General features: G+C 65.6%; 14 protein-coding genes. 4 read left to right on the top strand and 10 right to left on the bottom strand.

Annotation, left to right across the window (positions count from 1 at the left end; translation table 11 throughout):
- The first annotated feature begins 51 nt into the window (after positions 1 to 51).
- On the top strand, positions 52 to 1,662 hold the full coding sequence (locus IB230_RS04440) for a sulfotransferase (protein ID WP_192269127.1): 1,611 nt from the start codon (positions 52 to 54) through the stop codon (positions 1,660 to 1,662).
- A 56-nt stretch (positions 1,663 to 1,718) separates the two neighbouring features.
- Here IB230_RS04440 and IB230_RS04435 read toward each other — a convergent pair whose 3' ends face one another.
- Positions 1,719 to 4,553, bottom strand: a complete 2,835-nt coding sequence (locus IB230_RS04435; protein ID WP_192269124.1) for a TonB-dependent receptor — start codon at positions 4,551 to 4,553, stop codon at positions 1,719 to 1,721.
- 248 nt (positions 4,554 to 4,801) lie between these two features.
- Complete coding sequence (locus tag IB230_RS04430; RefSeq protein WP_192269120.1) at positions 4,802 to 7,672, bottom strand: TonB-dependent receptor; 2,871 nt, start codon at positions 7,670 to 7,672, stop codon at positions 4,802 to 4,804.
- 177 nt (positions 7,673 to 7,849) lie between these two features.
- On the opposite strand from IB230_RS04430, the gene apbC reads away from it, so the two are divergent.
- From apbC to IB230_RS04415, 3 genes are all read left to right on the top strand, one after another.
- Entirely contained in the window at positions 7,850 to 8,914 is a 1,065-nt protein-coding gene (gene apbC / locus IB230_RS04425) for an iron-sulfur cluster carrier protein ApbC (RefSeq protein WP_225589179.1), read from the top strand.
- Between the two features lie 91 nt (positions 8,915 to 9,005).
- On the top strand, positions 9,006 to 9,578 hold the full coding sequence (gene dcd / locus IB230_RS04420; protein ID WP_187573005.1) for a dCTP deaminase: 573 nt from the start codon (positions 9,006 to 9,008) through the stop codon (positions 9,576 to 9,578).
- Between the two features lie 34 nt (positions 9,579 to 9,612).
- Positions 9,613 to 10,152 (top strand): RDD family protein, encoded by a 540-nt coding sequence (locus tag IB230_RS04415; protein WP_225589177.1) that lies wholly within the window; start codon positions 9,613 to 9,615, stop codon positions 10,150 to 10,152.
- A gap of 15 nt (positions 10,153 to 10,167) precedes the next feature.
- Here the strand turns inward: IB230_RS04415 and pcp are convergent, their stop codons facing one another.
- From pcp to IB230_RS04375, 8 genes are read right to left on the bottom strand one after another with little or no spacing between them, the layout of a single operon-like run.
- Positions 10,168 to 10,821: a pyroglutamyl-peptidase I gene (gene pcp / locus IB230_RS04410; protein WP_192269090.1), complete on the bottom strand. Its 654-nt coding sequence runs from the start codon at positions 10,819 to 10,821 to the stop codon at positions 10,168 to 10,170.
- 22 nt (positions 10,822 to 10,843) lie between these two features.
- Positions 10,844 to 11,809, bottom strand: a complete 966-nt coding sequence (locus IB230_RS04405; RefSeq protein WP_192269088.1) for a DUF979 family protein — start codon at positions 11,807 to 11,809, stop codon at positions 10,844 to 10,846.
- Entirely contained in the window at positions 11,796 to 12,497 is a 702-nt protein-coding gene (locus tag IB230_RS04400) for a DUF969 domain-containing protein (RefSeq protein WP_192269086.1), read from the bottom strand. The genes IB230_RS04405 and IB230_RS04400 overlap by 14 nt, the downstream gene beginning before the upstream one ends.
- Positions 12,494 to 13,246: a 5-oxoprolinase subunit PxpA gene (locus IB230_RS04395; RefSeq protein WP_192269084.1), complete on the bottom strand. Its 753-nt coding sequence runs from the start codon at positions 13,244 to 13,246 to the stop codon at positions 12,494 to 12,496. Before IB230_RS04395 ends, IB230_RS04400 begins: the two co-directional genes overlap by 4 nt.
- Before the next feature lie 20 nt (positions 13,247 to 13,266).
- Positions 13,267 to 14,211, bottom strand: a complete 945-nt coding sequence (locus IB230_RS04390; protein ID WP_192269083.1) for a biotin-dependent carboxyltransferase family protein — start codon at positions 14,209 to 14,211, stop codon at positions 13,267 to 13,269.
- Complete coding sequence (pxpB, locus tag IB230_RS04385; RefSeq protein WP_192269081.1) at positions 14,208 to 14,903, bottom strand: 5-oxoprolinase subunit PxpB; 696 nt, start codon at positions 14,901 to 14,903, stop codon at positions 14,208 to 14,210. The genes IB230_RS04390 and pxpB overlap by 4 nt, the downstream gene beginning before the upstream one ends.
- Positions 14,900 to 15,307 (bottom strand): HIT family protein, encoded by a 408-nt coding sequence (locus IB230_RS04380; protein ID WP_192269079.1) that lies wholly within the window; start codon positions 15,305 to 15,307, stop codon positions 14,900 to 14,902. Before IB230_RS04380 ends, pxpB begins: the two co-directional genes overlap by 4 nt.
- Positions 15,304 to 15,966 carry a dienelactone hydrolase family protein gene (locus tag IB230_RS04375; protein ID WP_192269077.1) on the bottom strand — a complete coding sequence of 221 codons (663 nt, stop codon included), beginning with the start codon at positions 15,964 to 15,966 and terminating at the stop codon, positions 15,304 to 15,306. Before IB230_RS04375 ends, IB230_RS04380 begins: the two co-directional genes overlap by 4 nt.
- Positions 15,967 to 16,096: the final 130 nt, after the last annotated feature.

Genomic DNA, 16,096 nt, shown 5'->3' with positions numbered 1-16,096 from the left:
GGAACTGTAAGATGACGACTTACACGTCCTTGGATGTTGGCCGCCTATCCCATGTCCGAAACCACCGACTCGGCCGGAGCGGCAAGAACGTGGGCTGCCCGCCAGTACCTCGTCGCGATCGAGGCATCGAACAGGGGGGACTGGCAGCGCGCGTTACCCGTCCTGAGGGCGCTGGTAGCTGCGAATCCCTCGCTGCCGCATGTCCATCACCTGCTCTCCGTTGCCGCCTTGGCGACCGGCGCTCTGGACGAGGCGCTTGCCCATTCGCAGGCTGCCATGGACCTCAAACCGGGTGACGTCGACTTCATCCTCCAGGCTGCACGTGTCATCTCGCAGGCCCACTCTCCCCAGCAGGCACTGATACTTGCGCATGAAGCCGTGCCCCTGGCATGGAACAATGGTGCGATCTGTCAGCAGCTCTCGGCGATCTTCGCCAGGGCCAATGCCTACGAATCCGCGAGCCGCCTGAGTGGCAGGGCACTCGAGCTCTTGCCGGCAGACACGCGCAACGTCTTCAACCACGCGACCACGTCGTTGTTCAACGGCGACTTGGATGCGGCCGAGGCAGCCTACCTGCAGGTCATCGCCCGCGAACCCACTCACGCGCAGGCACATCTTGGCCTTGCGCAACTGAGGAAGTGGACGGCGGAGGTGAACCATATCGATCGCCTTACATCGAGTCTCGACCGGATCCGTGATCCTGCAGACAGAATGTACATGCATCTGGCACTGGGAAAGGAATACGAGGATGTCGGCAATCACCCGGGCGCCTTCCATCATTTCAGTGCGGGAAAACGGGAGGGTAAGGCGCTCGTGCGCTTCGGGACGAACGTCGACCACGCCTGCTTCGATGCCCTTGAGGTCGAGTCCGGTCGCGTGGATGGGACGACCGGACATCAGAGCGGTGAGCCCATCTTCGTCATCGGCATGCCCCGCTCCGGCACGACGCTGGTCGATCGCATCCTCTCGAGTCATGCGTCCGTCCAGTCCATCGGCGAGGTGCTCAACTTCCCGTCGCTGGTCAAGCGCGCGGGGGGCACGCGGACGCGACGCCTGATCGACGCGGATACCGTCATGGCAGCGAAGGCCATCGACTGGGAGGCCCTTGGTGCGGACTACATCGGCAGTACAAGGCCGTTGACCGGCAGTTTCCCCCGGTTCGTCGACAAGCACCCGCACAACTTCCTCTATCTGGAGATGATCGCGCGCGCGCTTCCGGATGCGCGGATCATCGGGGTGCGACGCAATCCGATGGACACCTGCCTGTCCAACTTCCGCCAGCTCTTCTCTCCGGCGTCGCCGTACCACGGATACTCGTTCGATCTTCTGGAGACGGGGCGGTACTTTGTGCGATTCGACCGACTGATGCGGCATTTCGAGCGCCTTCTCGGCGAACGCATCCTCTGGATCGACTACGAAGACCTCATAGCGGATCAGGAGCGCCAGACCCGCCGACTCCTCGACTTCTGCGGACTCGATTGGCAGCCGCAATGCCTTCGGTTCGAACTCAACGACGCGCCGGTCGCGACTGCCAGCGCGGCGCAGGTCCGGGGCAAGTTGCACGGTGACGCACAGGGCCGGTGGCACCGCTACCGCCGGGAACTTCAGCCTCTGCTTGCGTTGCTCCATGCCGAAGGCGTGAGCGTACCGCAAGGGGCCTGATACAAAAAAGGAGCCCGGTTTCCCGGGCTCCTTCGCATCGCATCGTGGAACAGGCCTCAGCGCAGCTTGTAGCTGAACTGGAGGAAGACCTCGCGGCCGATGACGCCGGAGTAGTACGTGCTCCAGAAGAAGGGATACGCCAGGTCCTCATCGAACAACGGCTTCTTGTCGAGCAGGTTCTGGACCTGGAACGACACCGTCGCCTTCTCCGTGATCTCCTTCGACACACCGGCATTCCAGATCACGAAGCTGCCGCCGCGGCCCTTGTCGGGATCGCCGAGGGGCAGGGAGCCCAGACGGTAGCCATTGACGTTGGCGGCCCAGTCGTCCAACTGCCAGCTAGCGCTCCAGTTGAAACGGCTACGGAAGTTCAAGGTGCGCTGGTTCACCAGATCGTCACGGTCATCGATGATGCCGTCGCCGGGGAACAGCTCGATTTCCTTCTTGAGGACGTGAGTCCAGGCGAGGTCGAAATCGAAATCGCCCAGACGGTCCGTATCGAGCCCGTACTTGAAGTTCACGTCGATGCCGCTGGTACGGCTAAGCGACTGGTTGACCGGGAAGGACCTGTACTCGTCCACTTGGTTGTCGCGGAAAGGCGAATCGGTACGGGTCACCAGCCCTGTGAAGAACTGGCAGGCTGCGGAGTTCTGATCGACGCTGTTGCCGGCGCGGTCGGTGCCCAGCAGGCAGGACGCCTCTTCGCGGAACAGGTAGGACGTGAAGATGTCATCCACACCGCCGGTGAGTTCGATGTCGTACCAGTCCGCGCTGATCGACATCTGGTCGGTGATGTCCCAAACCACGCCGAACGTGGTGGACTTGCCTTCCTCTTCCTCCAGATCGGTGCTGCCGCGACGGATGCCCTGCACCTGGTAGTTGTAGTCGGCGTCGCTCGAGCAGGCGGTGCCCTGCGGATTCAAGCCATCGCGCCGGCAGCGGTACTCGTCGACGATCGAAGTGAAGAAGCCCGACTCGCCCGCATACACATAGTGCATGTCGGGGGCGCGGAAGCTCGTGCCATGGCTGCCACGGAACAGCAGGCTTTCGACAGGCCGCCATTCGAGGCCGACCTGCCAGGTGACCGCATCATCCACGTTGGTGACGTCGTCGTACTTGTCGTAGCGGCCGGCCACGCTCGCCTTCAGGCTGTCGAGAATCGGAATGCTGAACTCCAGGCCCAGCGCGTAACGGTCACGCTCGCCACCGCCGCCCGTATCGGAATAGTTGTAGATGGGTTCGTTGCCGGTGTAGCCAGGCAACGTGCGCGGATCGGGCGTCAGTTCATAGCTCTGGCGGGCCGCTTCGATGACGGCTGCGGCGCCGAATGCACCCGCTGGCAGTTCGAACAGGTCGCCTGAAACGGTGAAGTTCGCCTGGGTAACGTCGGATTCGGCCTTGCCGATCAGCGTGGTGTTCAACGACTGGAACGTCGCGGCATCGATCGGGTTGAAGAAGCGTGCCTGATTCAGCTCGTATACCGGGTAGGCATCGAAGTACGGGTCGAAGCCCTGCTGCTCGCCCAGGAAATACTCGGTGAGCCTGTTGGCCAGAAAGCGCGGGCGCCGCGATTCGATTTTGTACTCCGCGCGGGACACCGTCGCATCCCAGTCGAAGCGATCCGAGAGCATGGTGCCGCGCAGTCCGAACGCGACGTCGAAGGCGCGCTCGTCGGATGTCGCGTTCTGCGCGCCTGCGCCGCCGACTTCAGCAGGCGTGAAGATGCGCTGCAGATTGACGAAGGCACCGCCGCCGGGACCGGTGAAATCCGACTCCAGGTTCGGGTCGAAGAAATCGGAGCTGGACCAGAACTGTGTGGCACTTGCGAAGGTGGCCTTTGAGCGTGACGCGCTCAGCTGCGCCCAGCCCTGCAATCCGCCGTCGAAGTCGAAAGTACCGTACAGATAGCCGGACTGGTTGCTGTCGGAGTTCCGGATCGCTTGGGTTGCGGGGTAGCCGAAGTAGCCGCAGCGCGGCCCGGTGTACACCGATGAGGTTTCGAAATAATACGCTTGGAACTCGCTGAACCGGGCGCAGGTTGCTTCGCCTCCGTCCGGGAAGACACGGTTGCTGTTGGCGATGTCGAATACAAGCAGGCCTTCGACCGCATTGACGTCATCCGGATTCACGCCGGGCTCGTCGAAGTAGGAGTCCATGAACTTGCGCTGCGATGCGAAGATCGCCTCGCGCTCGACGGCTTCGAATGCGTAGATGACGCTCCAGTTGTCGCCGGTCTTGCCGCCGATCCATTGGAAGCGCCCCGAATCTCCGCCGCCCTGCGTGGTCGTGCCGGCGCGCAAGCTGAACTGATCGCCCTCGTAGTTCGTCTTCATGATCAGGTTGACGACGCCGGCCACAGCGTCGGAACCGTAGATCGCCGATGCGCCGCCGGTCAGGACTTCGACGCGTTCCAGTGCGGCGGCCGGGATGTTGGCCAGGTTCACCGCATTGGATTGGGAGTTGTACGGAAGGGGATAGTCGGCTGCGCGGCGGCCGTTGATCAGGATGAGTTGGTAACCCGGGCCGAGACCGCGGAGATTGAGGAAGCTCGCGTTGGGAGTGAATCCGTTCTGGTTCAGTTCGTTCTGGATCGATGCGGTGTTCTGGGTGAGCGAGTTCAGCGCGTCATAGACGGTGGCGAAGCCTTCGCGCTCGATCTCGGCGGCCGTGATCACGGTGACGGGCGCAGGACCCTCGACTTCCGCGCGCTTGATGCGCGAGCCGGTGACGGTCACCTTGTCGAGCGTGGCTGTCTGCGAAGTCGGGGTGTCATCGTCCTCATCCTGCGCTTCCTGGGCAGTGGCCGTGCCGATGACAGGAACGAACAGCGCAGCGACCAGGGCGGCGGCGAGGCGGCTGCGTTGTAGCGCGGTCTTCTTGCGAACTGACATGTGGTTGCTCCTTGGCGGTCAATGTGGTGCGGCAGACGCTCGACCAATCCGTTGGCCCAGCCGCACGTCAGGCTCCTCGTGACTCGACATTAACACGTGGTTAACAGGAGGGAAGTGCCATCCCCGGGCGTGACACATGTTGCGATTCAAAGAGTGATATTCATCACAATATTGCCTAAATCCGGCGTCCAGGCAAAAGAAAAGCCCGGCTTTCGCCGGGCTCTCCAAGTGCTGCCGATAGCGCGCTATCAGAAGCGGTAGGTGGCGCTCACGTAGTAACGACGACCCAGCGGGTCCGCGCCGATGTAGTTGTAGAAGTACGGATAGGCGGTGTAGGTCGGATCCTCGCGGAACTGGTTGTCCGTCAGGTTGACCACGGTGAAATCCACCTTGATCTTGTCGGTGAACTTCTTGCCCACCTGCAGGTTGTACAGGATGTACGGCTTCAGGCGCGCGGTCTCGTCCCAGTTCATGTTCGCACCCATGCGGCTGCCGAACAGGGTGACCGACCAGTCGTCACGTGCCCAGCCTACCGAACCACGCACACGGCTGCGGGGATCGTAGTCCCACATGTCGCGGTAGTCGACTTCGACGTCGCCCGGGAAACGCTGCGACTTGTCGGTGAGGCGCAGGCTGTAGCCCAGGTCGAACGAGAAATCGCCGGCACGGTCGGTGTCCAGACGGTACTTGAACGTGGCGTCGATGCCGCTCACTTCCTGCGACGCCTGGTTGATGTACGCGGTGTTCAGGCGAGCGACCTGCTGGTCGAGGGCAGTGCCGGGGGCCGACGTACGGGTGATCAGGCCGAGGATGTTCTGGCAGAACGGGGAGCCGATGGCATAGTCGAACGGCGATCCATCGCGGTTCACGCCCAGGCGGCAATTGGCTTCGTTCTGCATGATGTAGGCCGCATCAAGCACGCGTGCCCGGTCTTCCAGCTTGATCTTGTAGTAGTCGACGGACACCGACATGTTGTCGATGACGTCCCACACGAAGCCGACGCCGAAGGACTCACCCTCTTCTTCCTTCAGGTTGGGGTTGCCTGCAGTGAGCGTCTGGCCGGTGTAGCGCGTGATGTGGCCGGTCGGGCACTGGGACACGGTGCGGGGAGGGGTACCGGCGGGCTGGCCGAGACCGGTGCCCGAGCGGCAGCTGTACTCGTCGAAGATGGCCGAGTAGGCCGCTGCACCTTCCGCATAGACCATCTGCATGTCGGGCGCACGGAAGCTGGTCGCGTAGCTGCCGCGCAGCAGGAAGTTGCTGAACGGACGGTACTCGAGGCCCAGGTTGTACGTCGTCGCGGCATCCACCGCGGTGATGTCGTCGTACTTGTCGTAGCGCGCGGCAAGCTGTGCGGTCAGCTGGCTGAAGATCGGCACGCGGAACTCGACACCGAAGGCGTAGCGGTCGCGTTCGCCGTGCGTCTCACCCGAGCTGGTCAGGTTGTAGATCGTCTGATCGTCCAGCGGACGCAGCTGGTTGGTGCGCGGATCGCTGGTCAGGTCGCTGGTCTGGCGCGTGCCTTCCAGGACGGCCGCGAAACCCAGTGGGCCCGCCGGCAGTTCGAACAGGTCGCCGCTGATGTTGAAGTTGGCGGTGGCCGAGGTGGCCTCTGCAACGTTCTTCACGCGGGTCGAGAACGAACGGTAGATCTCGGGCGTGATCGGGCTGCGCCAACGGTCCAGATTCAGCGTGTAGACCGGGTACGTGCCGGTGGCAGCGGTGCCGGTGGAGTTGGTGAAGCCCTGTTGCGGGCCGAGGAAGTAGTCGTGGATGCCCTTGGCCAGCAGGCGCGGGCGGTCCTGGACATACTCATACTTGCCATAGGTACCGCTGGCTTCCCAGATGAAGCGCTCGCCGAGGTTGCCGCTTGCGCCGAACGAGACGTCGTAGCTCTTCTCGTCGAACACGGTGCTGGCGGCCTCGTTGCCGCCGAGCTCCCACGGATTGAAGACGCGCTGCAACTGGACCAGGTCGCCCAGGCCGCGGTCGAAGTAGTAACCGGTCGCGGCACCCGTCGGGCTGGACGTGAAACGGTCGCCGCTGGTGCTCCAGTACTCGGTGCCGCTGCTGGCGATCGCATCCGTGGTGTAGAAATTGGCGCTGCCGAACAGCTGGACATTGTCGGAGACGTCGAACGTGGTGTAGACGTAACCGTTGTAGCTGCGGTTCTTGTTCCAGATGCTGCGCGAGCCGTCCTGGGTCCAGGATCCGCAGACGCGGCCGCGGTCGGCGCGGACGACGGTGGCATAGCCGAAGCGGTCACAGGTCGCCTGGTCGAAGGCGGCATCGTGATTGACCGGTACGGTCAGGCCGACACCGCTGATCGCGATGAGCGACAGGCCCGGGTTGACGGCCAGGCCGTAGGGATTGTTGCGACGGTCGGCCATGTAGTCGCGCTGCGTACCGAAGACCGGCTCGTTCTCGCTGTACTGGAAGGCCCACACCGCGCTCCAGTTGTCGCCGCTGGTGCCGCCGGTGTACTCCAGGTTGACGCTGTCGCCGCCGCCGTCTTCGGTGGTGCCGACGGTGCCGCGGATCTGCTGGCCTTCATAGTTCTTGCGCAGGACGATGTTCACCACGCCGGCCACGGCGTCGGAGCCGTAGATGGCCGACGCGCCGCCGCTCAGCACTTCGATGCGCTCGACGATCGAGGTCGGGATCGCCTTGATGTTCACCACGTTGTTGTCGCGGTTGTACGGCTGCGGGTACTGGGCCGGACGACGGCCGTTGATCAGGGTCAGGGTGTAGCCCGGGCCCATGCCGCGCAGGTTCACGACCTGGGCGTTCGGGGTGAAGCCGCTGACGGCCAGGTCACCCGTGAAGTTGCCGACGGCCTGCTGCGTCAGGCTCTGCAGCATGTCGCCGACGGTCTGGAAGCCCTCGCGGTCGATGTCTTCACGCGAGATGACGGTAACCGGTGCGGGACCTTCGAGCTCCGTGCGCTTGATGCGCGAGCCGACGACCGTCACCTTGTCCAGCGTGGCGGTTTCGCCCGAGGAGGAAGACGGTGCGGCGTCCTGGGCCATGGCGGCGCCGGCGACCGGTACGACGATGGCAGCGAACAATGCCGCACTCAGGCGGCTGCGCTTCAGCGCATTCGTGTAACGAACTGACATGTGGTGAATCCCCTAAACTATCGAAGTGATGCGGCCCCCAGCGGACGTGTCCTTCGTCCCAACCGCACGTAATCGTCCTGTCAACCGGACGTTAACACGCGATTAACGGACGATCCATACCACATGAAAATGTTACTGAGGTTACGGGTGAAAATGTGACCAAAGTCGCAAAATTTGATGGAGCAGGGCGTGAATCTGGAACCGCTATCTCACATTGACGTCCCTGGATTGCCCAGCGGATGGGGGAGCCGGGCGCATTGGGAGGCAGCGAAAGGCACCGGCGGGTGGTCGATATCCGTGACAACGGGGTTTCCTGTGAGGGGGTGCAAAGCGGCCATAACGGAGGCTGTTGGGGATCGCCTCGCCCAGCAGGGTGAGCAGATGGTGGACTTGACCCTTGTGGAGCGCATCGCCTCCCACGCCGTCCAGGGCACGCTTTCCCCCCACCCCCGCGTCCGCAACGTCATCGCGGTCGGCTCGGGTAAGGGCGGGGTGGGGAAGTCGACCACGTCGGTGAACCTGGCGCTGGCGCTGGCGGCCGAGGGCGCACGGGTGGGGGTGCTGGACGCCGACGTCTACGGGCCCAGCGTGCCGGCCATGCTGGGTCTGTCGGGCCGGCCCGAGAGCCACGACAACAAGTCGATCGAGCCGATGCGGGCGTTCGGGGTGGAGGCCATGTCGATCGGACTGCTGGTCGACCAGGACACGCCGATGATCTGGCGGGGGCCGATGGCCACGTCCGCCCTGATGCAGCTGTTCACCGACACCGTGTGGGGTGACCTGGACTACCTGCTGGTGGACCTGCCGCCCGGCACCGGCGACATCCAGCTGACCCTGGCGCAGAAGATCCCGGTGGCGGGCGCGGTCATCGTCACCACGCCGCAGGACATCGCCACGCTGGACGCAAAGAAGGCGCTGAAGATGTTCGAGAAGGTCGAGGTGCCGGTGCTGGGCATCGTCGAGAACATGGCGGTCCATACCTGTTCCAGCTGCGGCCATGTCGAACATCTGTTCGGCCAGGGGGGCGGCGAGCGGATGGCGGCGCAGTACGGCGTGCCGCTGCTGGGGTCGCTGCCGCTGGACATCGCGATCCGAGAACAGGGCGACGCTGGCCGGCCGGTAGTGGTCGCGGCGCCGGATTCGGCCGTGGCGCAGGCCTACCGGCAGACCGCACGGGTCATGGCGGCGACGCTGGCGCAACGGCCGCGGGCCAGCGTACCGATCGCTTCGTCGCTGGTCTGACCGGTCTACGCAGACGGCGGGCCGGGGCCCGCCCTACAATCCCCGCCTGCCGCGCGTCCGGCGCGGTTCCGTTCCCCAGACCAGGATTTGCATGAGCATCAAGAGCGACCGTTGGATCCGCCGCATGGCCGAGCAGCAGGGCATGATCGAGCCGTTCGAGCCGGGACAGGTCAAGCAGGCCAACGGCCAGCGCATCGTCAGCTACGGCACCTCGAGCTACGGCTACGACGTGCGCTGCTCGCGCGAGTTCAAGGTGTTCACCAACATCAACTCCACCATCGTCGACCCCAAGCACTTCGACCCGAAGAGCTTCGTGGACATCGAGGCCGACGAATGCATCATTCCGCCGAACAGCTTCGCGCTGGCGCGCACGGTGGAGTTCTTCCGCATTCCACGCGACACGCTGGTGGTCTGCCTCGGCAAGAGCACGTACGCGCGCTGCGGCATCATCGTCAACGTGACGCCGCTGGAGCCGGAATGGGAAGGCCACGTGACGCTGGAGTTCAGCAACACCACGCCGCTGCCGGCGCGCATCTACGCCAATGAAGGCGTGGCGCAGATGCTGTTCTTCCAGTCCGATGCCGACGATGTCTGCGAAACCAGCTACAAGGACCGCGGCGGCAAGTACCAGGGTCAGACCGGCGTGACGTTGCCGCGTACCTGATTCCATCCGGATATCCAACGAAAGGAAGCGACCGATGCAGACGCCGCCCTCCATGCCGGAGCACGATCCCTACAGTACGCCGGCCGCGCACTTGGCGCCGCCACCCACCGAGGATCATGACCTGGCCGACCGGTGGGCCAGGTTGGCCGCAGTTCTGATCGACGTCGTCATCGCCATGATCGTCATGGCGCCGCTGATGTGGGTGGGCGGCTACTGGCAGGCCGCATTCGAGGCCGGCCAGGCTGGCGGCTTCGGTTTCATGCCGCTGGGAACGACGATGCTGTGGGCGGCCATAGGCTTCGTGCTCTTCGTGCTGATCCAGGGGTATCCGTTGCATGAAAGCGGACAGACGTGGGGCAAGAAGCTGCTGTCGATCAAGATCGTGGACCTGCAAGGCGACAAGCTGCCGCTGATGGACTTGCTGTTGAAGCGGTACCTGCCCACGCATGCCATCGTCAATGTTCCTTGCGTGGGCGGTCTGTACGCCCTGGTCGACGCGCTGATGATCTTCCGCCAGGACCGGCGCTGTCTGCACGATCTGATCGCGGGCACGCGCGTCGTCCGCGCCAACTGATCGAACACGTTCGGGTCAGTGCTCCGCGCCCGCGGCAAGGCGGGCATCCATGCGTATCTTGAGCGATACCTGTACCGCCAACCGAAGCGCTTCCGTCACCGTGTCCACCGCCAGGCTGGGTGCGCCGGGATACATCGACGCCTGCGCAGGCGAATAGGGGATGTGGATGAAGCCCGCCCGCACCTTGGGCTGGCGCCGCAGTGCATGCATCAGGCCGTAGAAGACGTGGTTGCAGACGTAGGTGCCGGCCGTCTGCGAGATTTCGGTGGGAAATCCCGCCGCGTTCAATGCCTGGCGCATCGCCTTGATCGGCAGCGTCGAGAAGTACGCGGTCGGACCGTCCGCGATCACCGGGACATCGATCGGCTGCTGGCCGGTGTTGTCGGGAATGCGCGCGTCGTCGACATTGATCGCGACGCGTTCAAGCGATAGTTGCGCGCGGCCGCCTGCCTGACCCACGCAAATCACACGGGCCGGCTGGGTCTCCTTCAGCGCAGCACGCAGCACCTTCAATGATGCGCCGAAAGCCACCGGCAACTCCCGTGCGACCACGCGATGGCCGGCGATACGCGCACCCTGAAGGGCAGAGACCGCCTGCCAGCTGGGATTGACCTGCTCGCCGCCGAAGGGCTGGAAGCCGGTCAACAGGATGGTGCGCGTCGTGGGCATCACAGGTCTCGGTAGAAAGGGATCAGCGGAAGCACAGCCACGCCATCAGCAGCACGTTCGTGCCCATCAACCACAGGCCGGTCGCGGCTTGCGCGCGGATCACGCCGTACTGGTCGTCCAGCTCCAGCAGTACCGCGGGCACGATGTTGAAGTTCGCCGCCATCGGCGTGAGCAGCGTGCCGCAGTAGCCGGTCAGCATGCCGATGGCGCCGAGGCTGGCCGGATCGGCGCCGTGGCGCTGCACCAGCAGCGGCAGTCCTATGCCCGCCATCATCACCGGGAAGGCGGCGAACGCGTTGCCCATGATGACGGTGAACACCACCATGCCTGCCGCGAACGCCAGCAGGCAGGCCATGCGGTTGTCGGCGGGAATCACCATGGACACCAGCGATGCAATGGATTCGCCAACACCGCTGGCCGCGAACACGCCGCCCAGCGTCGCCAGCACCAGCGGCAGCAGCGCCGCCCAGCCCATCGTGTCCAACAGTCGCCTGCCTTCGTCGGGCGCCCGCAGCGCGGGTTGCCGGGTCACGACCACCGCCACCATCGCGGATACCACGCAGGCCAGCGCGAGACCGGTCAGCGTCAGCCCGGTCTGGCCGAACACCATCGTGTCGCCCATTTTTAGGTGAGGGCCCGCCAGGACGACGGCGATCGTCAATATCGGGATCAGCAGGGCCGGAAGGAAAAGCCGGTGGCCAAGCCGCAATGCGGATGTCAGTCGTTCCGATTCCGAGGCTTCCTCCAACGGTTCGCGACGCATGCGGGTCGCCAGCAGGGCGAGGATCAGCACGGCGGCACCGGCGATCTGCGACGGCAGCGCATCGCCTGCCTTGCTTGCTCGCAGGACGACATCGCCACCCGCGAACAGCAGTGCGATCAGGCCCCAGAACGCCGCGTGCGCATAGCGCCGCTGGCGCAGGTTCTTCCAGCCCGCGTAGGCCAGAAAGGCGGCGAGCAGCAGATAGAAGTGCTCAATCGTCAGCATCGGCCTTCTCCCCGGTTCCGGGCGCCGCGCGGTCCAGCCGGCGCTGGAGCAGCACGATGCGGACCGCATGGATGATGAAGGCCGCGATCGCGGTCGGCAGCGCCCACAACGCGATCTGCAGGGGCTCCAGGTGGATGCCGTGCTGGGCATAGAAGCCCTGGATCAGCAGCACCGCGCCGAAGGCGAGGAATACGTCTTCGCCGAAGAAGCGTCCGATGTTGTCGGTCGCGGCCGACATCGCATGCACACGCTGCGTTTCCTCCCTCGACAGCGGGGCGCGTGTCTTGCCCGCGGCGGACTCAGCCATCGGCGCCAGCAGCGGCCGCACGGTCTGCGCATGACCGGCGATATCGATCAGGCCCACCATGCTCAGTCCTTGCCGCACCAGCAGATAGCCCGCCAGCAGGCGCGACAGCGTCAGCCCGTGCAGCCGCGCGATCCAGCGCAGCGCGTGCTCGCGCAGACCGGCACGCTCCAGCAGGCCGATGGTCGGCAGCGTCAGCGCGAACATCAGCAGGGCGCGGTTGGACACGAAGCTCTCGCCCAGCAGCGCGAGCAGGTCGGGGATCGACTTGCCAGCCGCAAGGCCGCTGACCAGACCAGCGCAGACCACCACGATGACCGGGTTGAAGCGCAGGACGAAACCCACCACCACCACCACGATGCCCAGCAGGGGCCAGTAGCTCATGCGAGACGCTCCATGGGACGGATGGCGAATCCGCTGGACTCGATGGCCTGCCGCAGTCCCCGCGCGAACGCGGCGGCGTCGGCCCGGTCGCCATGCAGGCAGATGCTGTCCGCGCGCAGCGGTACTGGTTCACCCGTGCGTGCGACCACGATGCCTGCGTCCAGCATCTGCGTGACCTGCGCAGCGGCGGTGGGCAGGTCCTCGATGCTGGCATCCGCCTGCGAACGCGGCGTCAGCGTGGCATCGGCTTCGTAGCGACGCTCGGCGAAGGCTTCGTGCGCCACCTGCAGGCCGAGCTGTTCCCCGGCGGTCGTCAACGCGCTGCCCGACAAGCCGTACAGCACCAGGCCCGCATCGTGGTCGCGCACGGCGCGCGCGATGGCATCGGCGAGGCCGGCGTCGCGCGCCGCCTGGTTGTACAGCGCGCCGTGTGGTTTGACGTGGTGGAGGCGCCCGCCCGCGGCCCTGACGAACCCGTTCAGTGCGGCCACCTGGTACAGCGTCAGCGCATACGCCTCTTCGGGAGAAAGGGCATGCGCGATGCGGCCGAAATGCTCGCGGTCCGCATGCGAGGGGTGTGCACCGATGGCGACGCCGTGCGCGAGACACAGCGCGACGGTGCGCCGCATGGTGTCCGGTGACCCGGCATGGAAGCCGCAGGCGATGCTGGCCGAACTGATGTAGGGCAGGATCGCGGCGTCGTCGCCGCAGTCCTCGCCCAGATCGCAGTTGAAATCGATGGTGCGCATGATCGCGAGCCTACCGCGCCTTACAGGTGTTGCGCGATGGCGATGCGCAGCCGTGCCAGCCGATGCGCATGCTCGTGGGCCAGTGCGCGCGCCTGCGCTGGTATGACCGGCTCGAAATGCACCGGTTCGCCGGGCCGCAGCTGCGCCGCCCGCCCAAGATCGCACGCGATGACGTGGCCCAGTCGCGGATAGCCGCCCACGGTCTGCGCATCGGCCAACAGCAGGATGGGCTGACCGTCGGGCGGCAGTTGCAGCGTACCGACGGCGACCGGTTCGGAGACGCCGTCGCCACCACCGCCAGAAAGTCCGGCACCGTCGAGCCGTACGCCTTGTCGGTTGCTGTTGGCATGTGCATGCCAGACGGCGCCCGCGAGTTCCCGCGCGGACGGATGGAGGGAGGGCAGGTAGCGGAGTACATGCCGGTCCACTGTCCAGGGATCATCCACATCGATCCACCACGCGGGAAACGCAGGCCGTCGCGACGTCTTGACCGGCGCGGCGTCGCCGATGGAAAGAAGATCGCCGGCCACCAGTGCACGCCCGTCGTACCCACCGAAGCCGCCACGCAGGTCGGTGCTGCGGCTGTCCAGTACGACCGGTGCATCGAGGCCGCCCGCCACCGCCAACCATGCGCGCAGGCCGTCGCGCAGCGGTCCGAGCGACAGCTCGCCCGCAGGCAGGTCCAGCGGACGGCCCATCGGCAAGGTTTCGCCGTTCCATGTGGCCTGGATCTCGGTCCCGGTGAGTGCGATGCGGCAAGCGCGCGACAGTCGGATGCGCGGCCCCCGCACGGCGATCTCGAGCCCCGCGGCCTGTTCGTCGTTGCCGACCAGACGGTTCGCCATCGCCAGCGCGGTGGGATCCATGGCGCCCGCGCGCGCGATCCCCAGATGGCGCCAGCCATGGCGGCCCTGGTCCTGCACGGTGGTCTGCAGGCCCGGCGACAGCACCTGCCATGCGGTCATGCCGAGGCTCCAAGGCGATCGAATGTGGCGGCATCGATCGGCAGGAACCGCACGTGATCACCGGGCTGCAGCAACGCAGGCTGCGCACGTGCGGTGTCGAACAACACACGCGGCGTGCGCCCCAGCAAGCGCCAACCACCGGGACTCTGGCGCGGATAGATGCCGGCCTGCGCGCCGCCGATCGCCACGGAGCCTGCCGGTACGTGGGTGCGCGGCGTGGCGAGACGGGGCAGCGCCAGTGCGGAGTCCAGGCCGAGCAGGTAAGGAAAGCCCGGGGCGAATCCGATCATCGCCACCGTATAGAGCGGTGCACTGTGACGCGCGATCAGCGTCGCCGCGTCGAGACCGAGTTCGCGTGCCGCGGCGACCAGGTCTTCGCCATGGGTGCCGCCGTAGCAAACCGGGATCTCGTGCAGCGTGGCGTGGCCGGCCGGTGCGGTGTCGTCATCCAGTAGCTGCGTGACGAATTCACCGACGAAGGCATGCGGATCGCCGGTCGCCGTGCGTTCGGCATCGAAGAACACGGCAAGACTGGCGTAAGCCGGCACCAGGTCTTGCAGCCACGATGGCGAGGCCTCGCGGACGCGCGCGGCCAGCGCGTGGACGCGTGCATTGACCGACGCATCGATGGCGTCGCCAAGCCGTACCAGCAGGGCATCGTCGCCCAGGCGCTCGATGCGCGGCGCACTCATGCCAGTCGCTGGCGCCAGCGTTCGACTTCTTCGGCCAGCGCGGCGGGGGCGTGCCGGATCATGTGGCCGTTGCCCCACACGGGCCCTGGCCAGGCGGCGTCGCCGTCATGGCGTCCGACCAGATGGATATGCAACTGGCGCACGATGTTCCCAAGCGCGCCGATGTTGAGTTTCTGCACGCCGGGTTGCGAACGGATCAGTTGGCCCGCCTGGTTGATCTCGGCGAGCAGCAGGCGCTGCTGTCCGCCATCCAGTTCCAGCCATTCGCTGGCCCCGTTGACGCGGGGCACCAGCACCAGCCACGGGAAACGCGTGTCGTCGATCAGACGCACCTGGGACAGAGGACCATCCGCGATGAAGACACTGTCGGCGGCCAGTCGCGGGTCGAGCGTGAAATCGGTCATGCGAGGTTCCGGGCGAAGAAGTCGAGCGTGCGTTCGCGTGCCAACCGTGCGCTGGACGGCTCGTAGTCCGCGCGCAGGTCGCAGTTGAAACCGTGGCCGGCGGGGTAGGTGAAGACCTCCATCTGCGGCAGCTTGTCGCGATGCGCCTGCACCATGTCGGGTGGGATCGAGTCGTCCTGTTCGCCGAAATGGAACATCACCGGCGCGTGTGGCACCTCGTCCAGGAAGGGCAGGTTGCGTGCACCGTAATAGCTGGCCGAGGGCAGACCCAGGCGTAGCGCAGCCAGCAGGGCGACGGTGCCGCCCCAACAGTAGCCGACGGTGCCGACGCGGTGATGCGAGGCCGCCAGCGCGTCGGCAGCGGTGCGGGTGATGTCGTTGGCGCGGTCCAGGCCGACGGCGGTCCTGAGCGCACGTCCCCGTTCGACGCCGTCCGCGTCATAGCCGAGCTCTACGCCAGGTTCGACGACGTCGAAGTAAGCCGGTGCCAGCACCGCATACCCCTCAAGCGCGAAGCCTTCGGCGACGCTGCGGATGTGCGCGTTCACGCCGAAGATCTCCTGCACCACGACGAGTGCGCCGCGCGGTGCGCCAGCCGGATCGGCGTGCCAGGCGGCGACGCGGCCGTGCGGGGTATCGAGGGTGGTCCAGTGGCCCATGCGGGCAGTGTATGCCGGCACGGGGAGCGGCCCAAGGACGGCATGCGCCCATCCGCCCGCCTGAACGCGCATTCCGGGCCTGGCGGAGCCGGGAGGCTATAATCCGCGCCCCGTACACGCCGCCGCCGTA

Origin of the sequence: Pseudoxanthomonas sp. PXM01 (assembly GCF_014851815.1) — a bacterium.
GTDB lineage: Bacteria > Pseudomonadota > Gammaproteobacteria > Xanthomonadales > Xanthomonadaceae > Pseudoxanthomonas_A.
This window is presented reverse-complemented; position numbering and strand designations above follow the sequence as displayed.